Source organism: Blautia sp. 2227st1_G12_2227SCRN_220401 (assembly GCF_039062885.1).
Taxonomy (GTDB): Bacteria; Bacillota; Clostridia; order Lachnospirales; family Lachnospiraceae; genus Blautia_A; species Blautia_A fusiformis.
In genome coordinates, this window is the sequence record NZ_JBCLNI010000002.1 from 148,255 (window position 1) to 165,986 (window position 17,732).

General features: G+C 46.2%; 15 protein-coding genes. 13 read left to right on the forward strand and 2 right to left on the reverse strand.

Features of this window, described 5'->3' with window-relative positions; translation table 11 throughout:
- Window positions 1-111 precede the first annotated feature (111 nt).
- Together ABCM67_RS01850 and ABCM67_RS01855 are read left to right on the forward strand one after the other, a co-directional pair.
- Window positions 112-1,386 carry an adenylosuccinate synthase gene (locus tag ABCM67_RS01850; RefSeq protein WP_022426147.1) on the forward strand — a complete coding sequence of 425 codons (1,275 nt, stop codon included), beginning with the start codon at window positions 112-114 and terminating at the stop codon, window positions 1,384-1,386.
- Window positions 1,387-1,520: 134 nt separating this feature from the next.
- Window positions 1,521-2,342 (forward strand): HAD-IA family hydrolase, encoded by an 822-nt coding sequence (locus ABCM67_RS01855; protein ID WP_173759628.1) that lies wholly within the window; start codon window positions 1,521-1,523, stop codon window positions 2,340-2,342.
- 134 nt (window positions 2,343-2,476) lie between these two features.
- Here ABCM67_RS01855 and ABCM67_RS01860 read toward each other — a convergent pair whose 3' ends face one another.
- Window positions 2,477-2,881 carry an AraC family transcriptional regulator gene (locus tag ABCM67_RS01860; protein WP_178015640.1) on the reverse strand — a complete coding sequence of 135 codons (405 nt, stop codon included), beginning with the start codon at window positions 2,879-2,881 and terminating at the stop codon, window positions 2,477-2,479.
- Between the two features lie 215 nt (window positions 2,882-3,096).
- Between ABCM67_RS01860 and ABCM67_RS01865 the strand changes: the two genes are divergently transcribed.
- The 4 genes from ABCM67_RS01865 (at window position 3,097) to thrS (ending at window position 6,986) form a co-directional block, all read left to right on the forward strand.
- On the forward strand, window positions 3,097-3,423 hold the full coding sequence (locus ABCM67_RS01865; RefSeq protein ID WP_178015644.1) for a hypothetical protein: 327 nt from the start codon (window positions 3,097-3,099) through the stop codon (window positions 3,421-3,423).
- A gap of 188 nt (window positions 3,424-3,611) precedes the next feature.
- Window positions 3,612-4,121 carry an SEC-C metal-binding domain-containing protein gene (locus ABCM67_RS01870; protein ID WP_021652360.1) on the forward strand — a complete coding sequence of 170 codons (510 nt, stop codon included), beginning with the start codon at window positions 3,612-3,614 and terminating at the stop codon, window positions 4,119-4,121.
- Complete coding sequence (locus ABCM67_RS01875) at window positions 4,121-4,603, forward strand: YdcF family protein (RefSeq protein ID WP_173734128.1); 483 nt, start codon at window positions 4,121-4,123, stop codon at window positions 4,601-4,603. The genes ABCM67_RS01870 and ABCM67_RS01875 overlap by 1 nt, the downstream gene beginning before the upstream one ends.
- Window positions 4,604-5,024: 421 nt before the next feature.
- On the forward strand, window positions 5,025-6,986 hold the full coding sequence (gene thrS / locus ABCM67_RS01880; RefSeq protein ID WP_342992449.1) for a threonine--tRNA ligase: 1,962 nt from the start codon (window positions 5,025-5,027) through the stop codon (window positions 6,984-6,986).
- A 126-nt stretch (window positions 6,987-7,112) separates the two neighbouring features.
- Here the strand turns inward: thrS and ABCM67_RS01885 are convergent, their stop codons facing one another.
- On the reverse strand, window positions 7,113-7,979 hold the full coding sequence (locus tag ABCM67_RS01885) for a shikimate dehydrogenase (protein WP_021652363.1): 867 nt from the start codon (window positions 7,977-7,979) through the stop codon (window positions 7,113-7,115).
- Between the two features lie 297 nt (window positions 7,980-8,276).
- On the opposite strand from ABCM67_RS01885, the gene ABCM67_RS01890 reads away from it, so the two are divergent.
- The 7 genes from ABCM67_RS01890 (at window position 8,277) to ABCM67_RS01920 (ending at window position 17,675) form a co-directional block, all read left to right on the forward strand.
- On the forward strand, window positions 8,277-9,128 hold the full coding sequence (locus ABCM67_RS01890; RefSeq protein WP_059085399.1) for a sigma-E processing peptidase SpoIIGA: 852 nt from the start codon (window positions 8,277-8,279) through the stop codon (window positions 9,126-9,128).
- 67 nt (window positions 9,129-9,195) lie between these two features.
- The gene (sigE, locus tag ABCM67_RS01895; protein ID WP_235812409.1) at window positions 9,196-9,870 is read left to right on the forward strand and encodes an RNA polymerase sporulation sigma factor SigE; all 675 of its coding nucleotides are present in this window, start codon (window positions 9,196-9,198) and stop codon (window positions 9,868-9,870) included.
- On the forward strand, window positions 9,863-11,068 hold the full coding sequence (locus ABCM67_RS01900) for an HD domain-containing protein (protein ID WP_302467659.1): 1,206 nt from the start codon (window positions 9,863-9,865) through the stop codon (window positions 11,066-11,068). Before sigE ends, ABCM67_RS01900 begins: the two co-directional genes overlap by 8 nt.
- 597 nt (window positions 11,069-11,665) lie before the next feature.
- Window positions 11,666-13,105, forward strand: coding sequence for a proline--tRNA ligase (proS, locus tag ABCM67_RS01905; protein ID WP_022427357.1), 1,440 nt, complete (start codon window positions 11,666-11,668; stop codon window positions 13,103-13,105).
- Window positions 13,106-13,468: 363 nt separating this feature from the next.
- Window positions 13,469-14,809 (forward strand): CCA tRNA nucleotidyltransferase, encoded by a 1,341-nt coding sequence (locus ABCM67_RS01910; protein WP_195635378.1) that lies wholly within the window; start codon window positions 13,469-13,471, stop codon window positions 14,807-14,809.
- A gap of 59 nt (window positions 14,810-14,868) precedes the next feature.
- The gene (locus ABCM67_RS01915) at window positions 14,869-15,843 is read left to right on the forward strand and encodes a hypothetical protein (protein WP_022427359.1); all 975 of its coding nucleotides are present in this window, start codon (window positions 14,869-14,871) and stop codon (window positions 15,841-15,843) included.
- A 98-nt stretch (window positions 15,844-15,941) separates the two neighbouring features.
- Entirely contained in the window at window positions 15,942-17,675 is a 1,734-nt protein-coding gene (locus ABCM67_RS01920; RefSeq protein ID WP_015527116.1) for a phospho-sugar mutase, read from the forward strand.
- Window positions 17,676-17,732: the final 57 nt, after the last annotated feature.

The window sequence follows — 17,732 nt, forward strand, 5'->3', positions numbered from 1 at the left end:
GTTATAAACATTAAGAAATGAACACAGACAGGAATAGCATGTCTTCTGGCATTACAGACAGAGAACATGCCGTTCCGAATAATAGAGAAAGACACAAGGAGGAACTGTGTTATGGTAACTGCAGTAGTAGGAGCAAACTGGGGAGATGAAGGTAAGGGCAAGATCACAGATATGCTTGCTGAGAAAGCCGATATCATCGTAAGATTTCAGGGTGGAGCCAATGCGGGCCACACCATCGTAAATGATTACGGTAAATTCGCACTTCATACACTTCCGTCAGGTGTGTTTTACGGACATACGACCAGTGTCATCGGAAACGGTGTTGCACTGAACATTCCGGTATTCTTCAAGGAGTACAACGAAGTAGTAGGCCGTGGAGTACCGGCACCGAAGATCCTGATCTCCAACAGAGCACAGATGGTAATGTCTTACCACATTCTGTTCGATCAGTATGAAGAGGAGCGTCTTGGAGGCAAGGCTTTCGGTTCCACAAAATCCGGAATCGCTCCGTTCTATTCTGACAAATATGCAAAGATCGGCTTCCAGGTAAGTGAGCTTTTTGATGAGGAAGCACTGAAAGAGAAGGTTGTACGTATCTGCGAGACCAAGAACGTAACACTTGAGCATCTCTATCATAAGCCTCTTCTGAAACCGGAAGACATCATGAATGAGCTGATGGAATACAAGAAGATGGTTGAGCCATACGTATGCGACGTATCGCTCTATCTCTGGAATGCACTGAAAGAGGGAAAACAGGTTCTTCTTGAGGGACAGCTTGGAACTCTGAAAGACCCGGATCACGGAATCTATCCGATGGTTACATCCTCTTCCACACTGGCTGCTTATGGTGCCATCGGTGCAGGTCTGCCTCCATATGAGATCAAGAAGGTCGTAACCGTATGCAAAGCTTATTCCAGTGCAGTTGGAGCAGGTGCATTCGTTTCTGAGATCTTCGGCGAGGAAGCAGATGAGCTGAGAAAACGTGGCGGTGACGGTGGTGAGTTCGGTGCTACTACAGGCCGTCCGAGACGTATGGGATGGTTCGACTGTGTTGCATCCAAATACGGATGCCGTCTCCAGGGAGCTACAGACGTTGCTTTTACAGTACTGGATGTTCTGGGATATCTGGATGAGATCCCGGTTTGCACAGGCTATGAGATCGACGGAGAGGTAACAACAGAATTCCCGACAACTGTGCAGCTTGAGAAAGCAAAACCGGTTATTGAGAAGCTTCCGGGATGGAAATGCGATATCCGTGGAATCAAAAAATATGAGGATCTTCCGGAGAACTGCAGAAAATATGTAGAGTTCGTAGAAAAACATATTGGATTCCCGATCACAATGATCTCTAACGGACCAGGAAGAAACGACATCATTTACAGATAATTATTTTTACAGTATCAGGATTATGACAACAGGAAGCGCCGGGGAAGAATTTCTCCGGCGCCCTTTTGTTTCAAAGAGATATTCAGTTAAAATAACAGATAGAATAGCTGATGTATCATGTGAAAGGAAGCTCAATGAAAAATTTTAAAAGAATCGCAGCACTTGCAGGTGTTGTCATATTACTTCTTATATTCTGCCTTCCAATGGCATTTGCCTGGGGAAGCAGTGAAAACGCCCAGGCTTTGTTCCGGGGGGCTTTTGCGGCAGCAGTTCTGGTACCGATCGTAGCGTATGTTTTCTGGATGGCGTACCGGATCTGGGGAAATAAGAAGCCGAGAGAGGATGAAAACCGTATGATCGAGAATATTATTTTTGATGTGGGAAATGTGCTGATGGGCTATGACTGGGAAGAGTATCTTCGGAGCTATGACTTCCCGGAAGAAAAGTATCAGAAAATCGCAGATGCAGTATTTCGAAACTCGATCTGGGAGGAACAGGACCGTGGACAGCATGAGGAGTCCTGGTATGTAGATAAATTTGTGGAAAGTGCACCGGAATATGAAGCAGATATCCGTGAGGTGGTACGACGTGATCCGGAGTGTATGCATCTGTATGATTATGCGGAAACCTGGGTGAAATATCTCAAAAATCAGGGATATCATCTCTATGTCCTTTCCAACTACGGAACTTATATGCTGGATCGTACAAAGCAGGATATGTCTTTTCTGAAATATATGGATGGAGTGGTATTTTCCTGTGATGTGCAGCAGATCAAGCCTGAGGTGGATATTTACAAAACACTTCTGAAGCGTTACAGCCTGAAACCGGAGAAATCGGTATTTCTGGATGATCGTGCCGTGAACTGTGAGGGAGCCGGAAAAGCCGGTATCCATACCATCCAGTTTGAGAATCTGAAGCAGGCGGCGAAGGCGCTTGAGAAGCTTGGTGTGAAATGACCTTCAGTGTGAAAAGAGAAACGCAGAGGGCCTGCACCATCGCGAAGCCCTCTGCATTCTAAAGGGGAGGATATGATAAGTATCTCCCGGAACGGCATCTGTTATACAGAAAATATATAAGATCTTGTAATCTTTTATTCCCTGTTCTTCTTCCGGTATTCACCGGGAGTCATTCCATATGTTTTTTTAAAAGTACGCATGAAATGCTCCGGACTTTCATACCCTACAAGTTCACAGATCGCAAGATTGCTGAGCGAGGTTTCACGCAGAGCATGACATGCCTGGTTCAGCTTGATATCCCGGATGATCTGTAAAAATGTCCGTCCGGTACTTTCCCTGATCAGGGTACTGAAGTGGGAAGTACTATAGCCAAAATGCTTCGCAGCTTCACGTAAGGTAACGCTCTGGTAGTGACGGTTCAGGTAGTTGAGGATTTCCGTTACAGAATTTCCGGTGCTGTCCTTTGTAAGGATGGATTCAATATCATTTTCGTGAAAACGCAGCAGCATGGCCCAGAATATTAAAAGCAACACTGTCATCAAAGATCCCCACACTGTGAGTGGTATGCGGTGGGATGATACAGATATCTCCGGTATGCAAAGTGTGTTCGATCCTTTGTATCGCAGTGTGGGCAGTTCCGTCATACAGACAGAGGATCTCAAAAAATTCATGTTCATGGGGAAAAACAGGGGTATAGCGGTAATGCTTGGAAAGCACGATATTGCCATTTATATCATGAGCAAGTCAGGTATGGATGATCCTGGCGGAAGCAGTCAGCGGCGAAGAAGGAGCAGAAATACTGGATCGTCTGGTGGAACTGAAACCGGAAAAAGGAATGGTTTCTCCGTATATGAACCATCACTTTGTGGAAGCACTTTTGATGTGTGGTAAAAAAGACCAGGCAATGGAATATATGAAATATTACTGGGGTGGAATGTTAAGCCACGGTGCGGATACATTCTGGGAGCTTTATAATCCGGAAAATCCTGCAGAATCTCCATATGGAAGCAGCATTGTCAACAGCTACTGTCACGCATGGAGCTGCACTCCGACTTATCTTCTCAGAAAATATTTTAACTGAAGCAAGTAAGTCCCCTGCGGGGTTGCGAATATCTGCTTGAACTAAATCACAGTGTGATAAAATAACTCGGATATGAAACAGATGTATTTGATTTCTTCGCCAAAAGATGATATAATAAATAGAAATTGCGAAGCGGAATATAAATCTCCGTCTTATTTATCTAAAATTTTGGAAAAGAGGATCAGACAATGAGCGATATGACAATTCTTGAGCAGTGGCGTTCCATTGCTTATAATCAGAATGCAGATAAGAATAAGCTTCAGCGCTTCTGGGCAAATTATTTTAACATTGAGAAGAATATTTATGAGCAGCTTCTTGAGAACCCGGATGAGATCGTTTCCGGAACTGTAAAAGAGCTTGCTGAGAAATACGGTCAGGACGTTATGACTATGGTTGGTTTCCTTGACGGAATCAATGACAGTCTGAAGGTTCCGAACCCGATCGAGACTATGGATGAGGATACCAAGGTAAACCTTGCATTTGATAAAGAGGCACTCTATAAGAACATGGTAGATGCCAAGGCTGACTGGCTTTACAACCTTCCTCAGTGGGACAAGATCTTCACAGAAGAGAAAAAGAAAACCCTCTACATGGAGCAGAAGAAATCCGGCACAGTTGTGAAACCGCACAAGGTCGGAAGAAACGATCCGTGCCCATGCGGAAGCGGCAAGAAATACAAACACTGCTGCGGAAGATAATGAGCGTAAAGAAGAATCTGGATTACATTATCGTGTTAGGTGCCCATGTGGACGGAACACGGATGACACTTGCCCTTCTGGAACGAGCCAGAAGGGCTCTTCTTTATCTTGAAGAAAATCCGGGTACGAAGGCAGTGCTCTCCGGAGGAAAAGGCGATGGAGAAAACATTTCCGAGGCAGAGGCCATGTATCGCTACCTTACCGGTCACGGAATAAACGGGGACAGACTGATGCGGGAAGAGGAATCTACCAGTACGAAAGAGAATTTGGAATTCAGCCGCAGAAAGATCGGGACCACAGACTGTTCCGTAGGCGTGGTGACGAACAATTTTCATGTATGGAGAGGAGCAGCCATTGCAAGAAAATGTGGATTCCGGGAAGTGGCCATGGTACCTTCTAGGTATCGAAGCTGGCGTCTTTTTATCTACATTCCCCGTGAGATTTTGGCCATTATCAAAGACAAACTCATGGGAAATCTGTAGATCTGTGCGAGAAGAGAAATCTCAAAAATTTTGTCAACATGCGTTGACAAATAAAAATACTGCGCTTATAATGAACCACAGAAAAGGAAATAAAAAACACGCTGACGAGACGAGTAAGCTGTGAAACGTTACAGAGAGAGATGTGAAGTGCTGGAAACATCTTATCGGGAAACAGCCGAAGACTACCTCCGAGTGGCCCCAATCCGGTCCGGTGATTCCGTTATCATCATAATTGAGAGGCTTTGCATCCTGGCATGACCGGGCAGCAGAGCAAGCAGGGTGGAACCGCGAGAATGAATGAACTCGTCCCTTACAGTATGTGATGTACTGTGAGGGATTTTTTTATTGCAGAATCTCTTGCAAAAGCAGACACATACTGTGTACCATAGAAACTTCATTTAAAATGAAAGGAGAAAAAACAATGATCATTACATTAAAAGACGGCTCAAAAAAAGAATATGCAGAAGCAAAAGCTGTGATCGATATCGCATATGACATCAGCGAAGGCCTTGCACGTGCTGCATGTGCAGGAGAAGTAAACGGAGAGGTCGTAGATCTTCGTACAGTTCTTGACAGCAACTGTGAGCTGAATATCCTTACAGCGAAAGACGAGAAGGGCCTTGCAGTTCTCCGTCATACAGCATCTCACGTAATGGCACAGGCTGTACAGAACTTATACCCGGAGGCAAAGGTTGCCATCGGACCATCCATTGATACAGGCTTCTACTATGATTTCGACCACGAGCCATTTTCACGTGAGGATCTTGACGCCATTGAGAAAGAGATGAAAAAGATCATCAAAAAAGGCGCAAAGATCGAGCGTTTTACAAAATCCCGTGAGGATGCCATCGCATACTTTAAAGAGAAAAATGAGCCATACAAGGTTGAGCTGATCGAGGATCTTCCGGAGGGAGAAGAGATTTCCTTCTATTCACAGGGAGACTGGACAGACCTCTGTGCAGGCCCACACCTGATGAGTGTAAAAGGCATCAAGGCATTCAAGCTTCTTTCTTCTTCTAGCGCATACTGGAGAGGCAGTGAGAAAAACGCAATGCTCACACGTATCTACGGAACAGCCTATGCTACAAAGGATGAGCTGAAAGAGCATCTGGAGCAGATGGAAGAAGCAAAGAGACGTGACCATAACAAGCTTGGCCGTGAGATGAAGATCTTCACAACTGTAGATGTGATCGGACAGGGACTTCCGCTTATCATGCCAAACGGTGTGATCATGATGCAGGAGCTTCAGCGCTGGATCGAGGATGAGGAGACAAAGCGTGGATACGTAAGAACAAAAACTCCTCTTATGGCAAAGAGCGATCTTTACAAGATCTCCGGACACTGGGATCATTACAAAGATGGTATGTTCGTACTTGGTGATGAGGAGAAGGACAAAGAGGTTTATGCACTTCGTCCGATGACATGTCCGTTCCAGTACTATGTATACAAAGCAGAGCAGCACAGCTACCGTGATCTGCCGATCCGTCTCGGCGAGACCTCCACACTGTTCCGTAATGAGGATTCCGGAGAGATGCATGGCCTGACACGAGTTCGTCAGTTTACTATTTCCGAGGGACATCTGATCGTAAGACCGGACCAGATGGTAAAAGAGTTCAAAGACTGTATCGCACTTGCCCAGTACTGTCTGCAGGTACTTGGTGTTGAGGAAGATGTAACCTATCATCTTTCCAAATGGGATCCGACAAACAAAGAGAAATACATCGGTGAGCCGGAGGTATGGGAAGAGACAGAAGGCCATATCCGCCAGATGCTTGAGGAGCTGAACATTCCATTCACAGAGGATGTGGGCGAGGCTGCTTTCTACGGACCGAAGGTTGATATCAACGCAAAGAACGTATACGGAAAAGAAGACACAATGATCACGATCCAGTGGGATGCACTTCTCGCAGAGCAGTTTGATATGTACTATATCGATGAGAATGGCGACAAACAGCGTCCGTACATCATCCACCGTACATCCATGGGATGCTATGAGAGAACACTGGCATGGCTCATTGAGAAATACGCAGGAATGTTCCCGACATGGCTCTGCCCTGAGCAGGTTCGTGTGATCCCGATCTCCGAGAAGTATAACGATTATGCACAGAAGGTTGAAGCTCAGATGAGAGAAGCAGGAATCCGCTGCTCTGTAGACGGACGTTCCGAGAAGATGGGATACAAGATCCGTGAGGCACGTCTTGAGAGAGTACCTTACATGCTTATCGTTGGTGCAAAAGAGGAAGAAGAGGGTAAGGTTTCCGTAAGAAGCCGCTATCTTGGCGATGAGGGAATGAAAGAGCTTGGTGAGTTCATTAACTTCATCAAAGAAGAGATCAAGAACAAGACGATCCGTAAGATCGAGGTTCAGGAAGAGAAGAAATAAACAAAACAGATGATTGACGGATAAATAAAAGGCGACCCGTGTGATAGGCGGGCCGCCTTTATTTTTGATCCGGCAATATTGAGGCCACGCTGTGATGCGGAGGCGGTCAGTATTGCCGGATATTTTTTATTTAAAATATTTCTCCCTGACGAGTTCAACCGGCATGTCCAGTCCGGTCCAGATGTGGAAAGCCTTTACACCCTGGTGGAGCAGCATGTACATTCCGTTAAAGGTCGGACATCCGGCTTCCCGGGCTTCCCTGAGAAGTCTTGTTTCTCTTGGCTCATATACAACATCGGCTACGGTAAGCTCCGGATGGAACAGAGCCTTGTCCGGGATCACGGTGCCTGTCACATCCGGAACCATTCCCACAGAAGTTGCATTGATGAGGAGATTGCTTTCCTCCAGTGCGTCCTTCAGCGCAGTGTGATCATCCATCTCATGAAGGATCATCTCACATTCTGTCATATGAGACATTTTTTCTGCCATGGCAGCAGCACGTTCCCAGTAACGGCTGGTAGGACGTGCAAAAACATGGATCTTTTTTGCACCCTCCAGGGCGGACTGGCCGCAGATCGCCATTCCGGCACCGCCGACACCCATAACGGTGATAGTGCGCCCCTTTACATCACAGCCGGCATCTCTGGCAGACTGGGTAAATCCATAACCATCAGTATTAAACCCCTTTAATTTTCCATTGTCGTTGCGTACGGTATTTACCGCTCCAATCAGCTGGGCAGTGGGAGAAAGCTCGTCCAGAAGCTCCACGATCTTATTCTTGTTTGGCATGGTCAGGTTAAAGCCCTTGATCCCACAGGCTTTCAGTCCTTCCACAGCCTGGGGAAGGGTCTCCTCTGTTACATCAAAACAGAGATACACATAATCAAGTCCAAGATAACGGAATGCCTCATTGTGCATTAAAGGTGATACGCTGTGTGCCACGGGGCTTCCCAGAAGGCCGGTAAGCCCGGTATGTCCGGTAATATTGATCATTGTTCGATTCCCTCCTGTATCTCATATAATAGAATTTCTTTACGAAATATAATAAAAAATATTTTAGCACTATAAAGTGCGAAAATCAACAAATACAAATATTGTACGGAAATTTATACATTTTTGTCGCCGATTCATAGAAAAAATCTATAAATGTCGAGACAGACAGAAACGACCCGATAAGTTAGAAGAATCGACATCCGGATTTGACAAAATATGCAAAGAGCCTGCCCTATAATAAATACACTTACCAAAGTTGAGAATCGATGGCAGACGAAACAGCAGTGGAGGAAGCTTATGTATCAGAGGATATACATAGATATCGTTTTTATGACGAATTTCCTTATGGATTACATGCTTTTAAGACTTGTGGGAAAATTTCTGCATCTTGATGGGAAACGCAGAAGATGTGTGATATCCGCTGCCTTTGGATCTTTTGTATCCTGCCTGCTTGTATGTGCACCTTTTAAGATCATTTTTCCTGCCGCTGTACTGATCCATGGCGGCTGCGCTTTTTTTATGGCGTCGTTTGCTTTTCGACTGAAAAAAGGCGGCCTTCTTGTAAAAACCATTCTGGCTCTGTATTTCACAGCTTTTGTGGTTGGCGGGATCTATCAGGCACTGGAAACGGAAAGAACCATGACGGTGAAAATATTTCTGCTTTTTCTGGCAGGGATTTATGGCACACTTTATACTCTGGGATGTGTGACCGAGACCTTCCGGTTTGGAAGAAGAAATATTTTTCCGGTCACTTTGAAATATCAGGGGAAGCTGCAGCAGACATACGGCTTTTATGATACCGGAAATCTCCTTATGGATCCTGTGAAAAAACAGCCGGTATCGATCATCAAACAGGAACTCCTGGGAAGCCTGATATCGAAAGAGCAGGTGAAAAAACTGATGGATATTAAAGATAAACCAGAGGCACTGGAAAATACAGGATTTGTCAGTCTGCAGCCGCATTTTCTGAGCTGTCATACCGCAGATGGAAAAAAAGGACTGCTGCTGGCAGTGATCCTTGATGAACTTCTGATCCAGACTCCCGAAAGGGTGGTACATGTAGGAAAACCGGTGCTTGCTATAACATCCGAGCCCTCAGCTTTGGGAGAAGAGTACGAGATACTTTTGAATTCCAGACTATTAAATTGAGAAGGGGGCTTATGTTATGAACAGAGCAGCTGCAAGATCCTATCCGTTTCAGGTGATCCGGAAATTTATGTTCAATCGTCCGGGAGAGGTTTTTTATATTGGTGGAAATGATATCCTTCCGGCGCCGTTGTCAGCGGAACGGGAGGCTGAAGTGATCGAAATGTTGGGAACAGAAAAGGAAAAAGAGGGAAAGTCGGTTCTGATCGAGCATAATCTACGGCTGGTGGTTTATATTGCAAAGAAATTTGATAATACAGGGGTAGGTGTGGAGGATCTGATCTCCATCGGAACCATAGGGCTCATAAAGGCTATCAATACCTTTGATCCGGTAAAAAATATCAAGCTTGCTACCTATGCATCACGATGTATCGAAAATGAGATCCTGATGTATCTGAGGAGAAACAGCAAAACAAAGATGGAGGTTTCCATTGATGAGCCGCTGAATGTGGACTGGGATGGAAATGAGCTGCTACTTTCGGATATTCTGGGAACGGATGACGATGTGATCTCCAGACGTCTGGAAGATGAGGTGGAGATCGCACTTCTTGGAAAAGCCATCAGCAAACTGACAAAGCGGGAACAGATGATCATCCGTCTGCGATTCGGCATCGGAAACCGGGAAGGAAGCGAGAAAACACAGAAGGAGGTAGCGGATCTTTTAGGAATTTCGCAATCCTACATTTCCCGCCTGGAAAAGCGGATCATGAAGCGGCTGAGGAAAGAAATCGTAAAGTATGAATAGAAGAAACCGGAAAAAACGGTTTACCGGACAGGTTTCCCTTATGGAGGAAGTAAAACCAAAAAATATTTTTGAGACACCACAGAGAGATGAGCGTCTTGGATGGACCGGTGATGCAGAAATCTTCTGCCGTACGGCATGCTTCCTTGAAAATACCTATTCCTTCTACCGAAAATGGCTCCGTGATGTGGAGGCAGACCAGACAGAGGAGGGCGGTGTTGCCCATGTTGTTCCGGATATCATTTCCGGAAACGAAGGGTATAATTGGCTCCTTGAGCAGGGAAGTCATTCGGCAGCAGCGAGAAGATTTAAAATTCCGGGAAATACAGTAGAATTTGTCAGAGACCTTCGATATAATAAATACAGAGTGTTTACAGAACTACAGAATGAACAAAAGAAGAAGGGGTGTGGCAGAATGATCGACATTGCACATGCAAAACAGGAATTCGAAAAATATCTGGATGAATACGACCGGGAGGATGAACAGATCTGTCTGAAGATCGTACATACCTATGGCGTGGTGAAATACGCAGGAGAGATTGCCAGAAAAATGGAATGTTCCGGTGAAGATGTGGAACTTGCGGAGCTGATCGGTCTGCTTCATGATATTGGCCGTTTTGAGCAGATCCGTAGATTTCACAGCTTTGAGCCGGGAACCATGGATCATGCCGTGTTCGGTGCAGAACTTCTCTTCGGGGAGGAGAAGCTGATCCGGCGCTTCGTGGAGGATGATAAATTTGATGAGCTGATCGATGCAGCAATTCGGAAGCACAGTGATTTCAAACTGGAAGGAATCCACGATGCAAGAACACTTTTCCATGCAAAACTGATCCGGGATGCAGACAAGCTGGATAACTGCAGAGTAAAGCTGGAGGCGTCAATAGAGGCCATGCTTGGTGTATCAGAAGAGGTTGCAGGAGAAGGGCTGATCTCACCGGCAGTGTGGGAGTCCTGTCTCAGAAGAGAATCCGTGTTATCCGCAGACAGACATGCGCCGGTGGATTACTGGGTATCTTATCTTGCACAGTATTATGATATCAATTTTCCTGAGACCTGTGAGATCATCGAAGAAGAGGATTATATCACCAGGATCGCAGGGCGGCTGACTTATCAGGAGCAGGATACCAGAACTAAGCTCCATATTCTCACAGAAGATCTGAACAGGTATCTGGAGATGCCGGCTGTGTCTGTGAAGGAATAGGATCATAGCAGTTACTGTTCACTGGCAATGTCCCGCGAGGTGTTTTTTGTGAGCGAAGGTCACAGAAAACCCGAGACATACCGCGCGAATTTATGCGATTAGCATAAATTCTGTGCATCGCGAAGCGTGTTACTGAGAACGGAATGAGCAGTAACTCATAGCAGAGAGACTTGTTATATTTTTTTGTTTGGGGTTGACTTTGAGGCGGTTTTCGCCTAAAATATATCAAAGATACGGCGATGATGAGAATAGTACACAGGGAATTATCTCAGAGAGGGATCTGCTTTGGTGGAAGGATCCTGTGCGTGAACTGTGGAACCGGCCTCGGAGCTCTGCGTGATTGAAGCGTGGCGTGTGTTTCCGGCGTTAACGGGTGTTGAGAGAACAGCTTTTCAGGCTGTTAACTGGGGTGGTACCGCCGAAGTCATTCGGTCCCTTGTGAGGGATTTGGATGGCTTATTTTTTGTCCGTAAAACAGGATTGTAAATACAGTGTACGGTTTATGGGACAGAAGAGTAAGCTGGAAGGATTCCGGATTGCTGTGGCTGCCTGACAGCCGGCAATATGTAACAGATCACAAGAAAAAGGAGATTTATCATGGCAAAAGAAAAGAAATTAGTACAGGCCATCACATCTATGGATGAGGATTTTGCTCAGTGGTATACAGACGTTGTTAAGAAGGCTGAGCTCTGTGGCTATACAAGTGTTAAGGGCTGTATGGCGATCAAACCTGCAGGTTATGCAATCTGGGAGAATATCCAGCATGAGCTTGACCGCAGATTTAAAGAAACCGGTGTAGAGAACGTTTACATGCCGATCTTTATCCCGGAGTCTCTTCTTGATAAAGAGAAAGATCATGTAGAAGGTTTTGCTCCGGAGGTTGCATGGGTGACTCATGGCGGCCTTGATCCGCTGCAGGAGAGACTTTGCGTGCGTCCGACTTCTGAGACTCTATTCTGCGATTTCTACCAGAAAGAGATCCAGTCCCACAGAGATCTTCCAAAGGTATATAATCAGTGGTGTTCCGTTGTCCGTTGGGAGAAGACAACACGTCCCTTCCTTCGTTCCAGAGAGTTCCTGTGGCAGGAGGGACATACTGCTCATGCAACAGCTGAGGAAGCGGAGCAGCGTACCATCCAGATGCTGAACATCTATGCAGACTTCTGCGAGGAAGTTCTTGCGATTCCGGTCATCAAAGGCCAGAAGACAGACAAGGAGAAATTTGCAGGTGCTGAGGCTACTTATACCATCGAATCTCTGATGCACGACGGTAAGGCTCTCCAGTCCGGTACAAGCCATAACTTTGGAGATGGCTTTGCCAAAGCATTCGGAATCCAGTACACAGATAAAGATAACACACTGAAATATGTTCACCAGACATCCTGGGGAATGACAACCCGTATGATCGGTGCGATCATCATGGTTCACGGTGATAACAGCGGACTTGTTCTTCCTCCGAGGATCGCTCCGGTACAGACTGTGATCATCCCGATCCAGCAGCGTAAAGAGGGCGTTATGGAGAAGGCTGATGAGCTTCTTGCAGCACTGAAGGCAGCAGGCATCCGTGCAAAGGTTGACGCTACAGACAAGAGCCCGGGATTCAAGTTTGCTGAGCAGGAGATGCGTGGTATCCCGCTTCGTGTGGAATGTGGCCCGAAGGATATCGAAAACGGCCAGGCAGTTCTCTGCAGAAGAGATACCCGTGAGAAATACACAGTATCCTTCGAGGAGCTTGCAGATAAGGTAAAAGAGCTTCTGGATACCATTCAGCATGATATGCTGGAGCGCGCACGTGCACACAGAGAGTCACATACTTACGTAGCAAAGAATTATGAGGAGTTCGGTGAGATCATCAACAGCAAACCGGGATTCATCAAAGCTATGTGGTGCGGTGATCGTGCATGTGAGGACAAGATCAAGGAAGATTTCCAGGCAACATCCAGATGTATGCCATTTGAGCAGGAGCAGTTAAGCGACGTTTGCGTATGTTGCGGAAAACCGGCTAAGAAGATGGTTTACTGGGGACGCGCATACTAAAAAATACAGCAGGCCACTTCAAAAAAGTGGGATGATCATATTGCGTTACTGTTCACTGGTAATGTCCCGCGAGGTGTTTTGTGTGAGCGAAGGTCACAGAAAACCCGAGACATACCGCGCGAATTTATGCGATCAGCATAAATTCTGTGCATCGCGAAGCGTGTTACTGAGAACGGAGTGAACAGGAACCATATTGCAGAAACAACGGCGGGGCAAAATATGCTCCGCTGTTTTTATGAATCTATGTTATAATAGCGTTAAGGAAAACATATCAGAATATTATTCAGCTGCTGACATGGAGTTGATACAGCGAAATATAAACGTGTTTTGAATGGACAGCAGCGATCATCAAGAGGAGTTATTATGACGATCAACATACCACAAAAAGCAGAACAGATCCTGCGTACTCTCAATGAAGCCGGCTATGAGGCTTATGTAGTCGGCGGCTGCGTCCGGGATTCCATCCTGGACCGGGTGCCTGGGGACTGGGATATCACTACCTCCGCACTTCCGGAGCAGGTGAAGGAGCTTTTTCACAGAACTGTAGATACGGGGATCCAGCATGGAACAGTAACTGTAATGATGGGCAAAGAGGGCTTTGAGGTGACAACCTACCGTGTAGACGGAGAATATCATGACGGTCGCCACCCGGATGCCGTGACTTTTACCAGAAGTCTTGAGGAAGATCTGAAGCGAAGAGATTTTACCATCAACGCCATGGCTTATCATCCGGAGCATGGACTGGTGGATCTGTTTGGCGGAATGGAGGATATCAATAGGAAGATCATCCGTTGTGTTGGTGATCCGGTAGAACGTTTTACAGAGGATGCCCTTCGGATGCTCCGTGCAGTGCGTTTTTCCGCACAGCTTGGATTTACCGTGGAGGAAAATACGAAGGCTGCCCTTACAAAAATGTCCGGAAATCTGGAACATGTAAGTGCAGAACGTATCCAGACAGAGCTTGTAAAGCTTCTGGTATCCGATCATCCGGATTACCTCCGGACAGCCTGGGAGACAGGCCTTACCCGGGAATTTCTTCCGGAATTTGATGCCTGTATGGAAACAGCGCAGAATACCCCCCATCACTGCTGCAGCGTAGGCGAGCACATCCTGAAAAGCCTTACGGAGATCGAGAATGACAGGCTTCTTCGTATCACCATGCTTCTTCATGACATTGCCAAGCCGGTTGTAAAAAAGACAGATGAGAATGGAAGAGACCACTTTAAGACTCACGGACCGGCAGGCGAAAAGCTGGCAGGAAAGATCCTGCGCCGTCTGAAATTTGATAATGTAACGATCCGAAATACCTGTCGTCTGATCCGGTATCATGATCTTCGTCCCACTCCGGACGCCGAGGATGTGCGGAGAGCTGTGAATCTTATCGGAGAAGAGCTTTTTCCGCTGTATCTGAAAGTGCAGAAGGCAGATCTTTTATCCCAGAGTACTTACAGGAGGGAGGAGAAGCTGGCACGGTTAAGCGGTGTGACGGAAGCTTATCAGGGAATCCTTGAAAGAGGTGAATGTACATCTCTGAAAACCCTGGCAGTTTCCGGAAAGGATCTTATAAAGGCAGGACATCCGGCCGGACCGGCACTGGGAGCACTGCTCGAAAGACTTCTTGACTGTGTGCTGAAAGATCCAACCCTTAATACAAAAGAAAAACTTCTTGAAACAGCAGAAAAAGACAGCATAAAAACCGAATAGAATAACAAAAATCCCCCCTGCATAAAATAGAACGTAAAATAAGGCAGGGGGGAACTTTTTTGTATGATTATGGGTTGAGCGTGCTGGAGCAGTATGGGCTTACGGCTTCATTCTCCGGCAGGGTGCGGGGGGCACTTCTGTGCCGGACAGAAAAAGGTCCGGTGATACTCCGGGAATTTCATGGCTCGGAAAAAAAGCTTTCCATGCAGCAGCAGCTTCTTGAAAAAATGAAAGAACAGAACTGTCTTGTGGACGCCTATCTCAGAAACAGGGAAGGCGTACTGGTAAGCAGGGACAAAGATTCTGTTCCATATACTGCACAGATCTGGTTTGAGGGACGGGAATGTGACACGAGATCCGAAAACGATATTTTAAAAAGCATCCGGACTCTGGCACAGATCCACAAGATCATGCAGCTTCCTGTGGAAATGGATTATGCGGGAAGAAATCTGCAGGAAGAATATATCCGGCATAATCAGGAAATGAAAAAAATACGCCGTTTTATCCGAAAAAAAGGAGCGGTCAATTCTTTTGAGAAGGATTATCTGAAAAGCGTGGAATGGTTTCTGCAAAAAGGAGAAGAAGCGGCAGCTATGCTGGAAACCACGGATTATAAAAATCTGCGGCAGCAGTCTCTTCAAAGTGGCAGTATCTGTCATGGCGAATATAATCAGCATAATGTGCTGATACTTGGGAAAAACACAGCGGTGACGAATTTCAGTCACTGGAGCTTTGATGTGCAGATGGCAGATCTGTACCGATTTATGCGGAAAATCCTGGAGAAATACAGCTGGGATCTGCACCTCGCGCAGAAGATGCTTTCTGCATATGATTCCGTACGACCGCTCTCGGAGTCTGAGTGGCAGAATCTGAGAGTCCGGTTCTGTTATCCGGAAAAATACTGGAAACTGGCAAATCATTATTATACACATAACAAGGCTGTGATCTCCGGAAAAAATGTGGAAAAGCTGAGAACCTTGATCCATCAGAAAAAACAGTGGGAGGAATTTTCAAAACAGTGCTTCAGACAGTAATGATTCTGAATGTGACAAAAACAAAACTTCCCTTTTTCTGAAAATTGTTATATAATATTAAGTATCTTATATAAAGAAACAGGGAGGTATTTTGGAACATGGATTATAAAGAAATCTATAATCAGTGGCTTGAAAACCCATACTTCGATGAGGCGACAAAAGAAGAATTGAAAGCGATCAAAGACGACGAAAATGAGATCAAAGAGCGTTTTTATATGGATCTTGAGTTTGGTACGGCAGGCCTGCGTGGTATCATCGGCGCAGGTACCAACCGTATGAATATTTATGTGGTAAGAAGAGCAACCCAGGGGCTTGCCAACTATATTGCCAAGGTTGACAAGAAATCCCAGGGAGTTGCTATCGCATATGATTCCCGTCATATGTCACCGGAGTTTGCCCAGGAAGCAGCACTTTGCCTGGCAGCAAACGGGATCAAGGCTTATATCTTTGAGACACTTCGTCCGACACCGGAGCTTTCCTTTGCAGTACGTCATCTGGGCTGTGTGGCAGGTATCAACGTAACAGCCAGCCACAATCCTCCGGAATACAACGGATACAAGGTTTACTGGGAGGACGGCGCGCAGATCACACCACCTCATGATTCCGGTATCATGGGCGAGGTAAAGGCGATCTCCGACTGGAATACCGTAAAGACCATGGACAAGGAAGACGCAGTAAAGGCAGGACTTTTCGAAGTGATCGGACAGGCTGTCGATGATGCTTACATGGCAGAGCTTAAGAAACAGATCATCCATATGGATGCAATCCAGGCAGAGGGCAGGAACCTGAAGATCGTTTACACACCTCTTCACGGAACCGGCAATATCCCGGCCAGAAGGATCCTTAAAGAGCTTGGATTTGAGAATGTATATGTAGTACCGGAGCAGGAGCTTCCGAACGGGGATTTCCCGACAGTCAGCTATCCGAACCCGGAGGCAGCAGAGGCATTTGAGCTTGGCCTGAAGCTTGCGAAGGAAGTGGATGCAGACATCGTACTTGCCACAGACCCGGATGCAGACCGTCTTGGCGTCCGCGTAAAGGATAAAAACGGAGAGTATCATGATCTTACCGGTAACATGTCCGGATGCCTTCTTGCAAACTATGAGCTGAGCCAGAGAAAGGCTGTAAACGGAAGCCTTCCGGAGGACGGAGCTCTTGTAAAGACTATCGTTACAACAAACCTGGCAGATGCCATTGCCAAGGGATACAACGTGAATCTTATTGAAGTACTTACCGGATTCAAATACATCGGACAGCAGATCCTCGGATTTGAGAACAGTGGCAAGGGTACATATCTTTTCGGATTTGAGGAGAGCTACGGTTGCCTGATCGGAACCTATGCAAGAGACAAGGATGCCATTGTTGCTACCATGGCACTTTGCGAAGCTGCTGCTTACTATAAGACACAGGGCAAGACTCTCTGGGATGCAATGATCGATATGTATGAGGAGTTCGGTTACTATAAGGATGCCATTCAGGCAGTTACCATGAAGGGTATCGAGGGTCTTCAGAAGATCCAGGAGATCATGACAACACTTCGTCAGAATCCGCCTGCTGAGTTTGCCGGACATAAGGTGACTGCTGTACGTGACTACAAGCTGGATGAGATCACAGATCTTGCAACAGGTGAGAAGAAGCCGACAGGACTTCCGAATTCCAATGTTCTCTACTATGAGCTTACCGATGATGCATGGGTTTGCGTAAGACCGTCCGGAACAGAGCCTAAGGTTAAATTCTATTATGGCGTTAAGGGAACATCTCTTGCAGATGCAGACGAGAAATCCGATGCAATGGGCAAGGCTGTTCTTGAAATGGTTGATTCCATGAAATGATAAAATGGTCACATTCCGCCTGTAATATGCGAAAAACCTTGACATTATAAGCCAAAA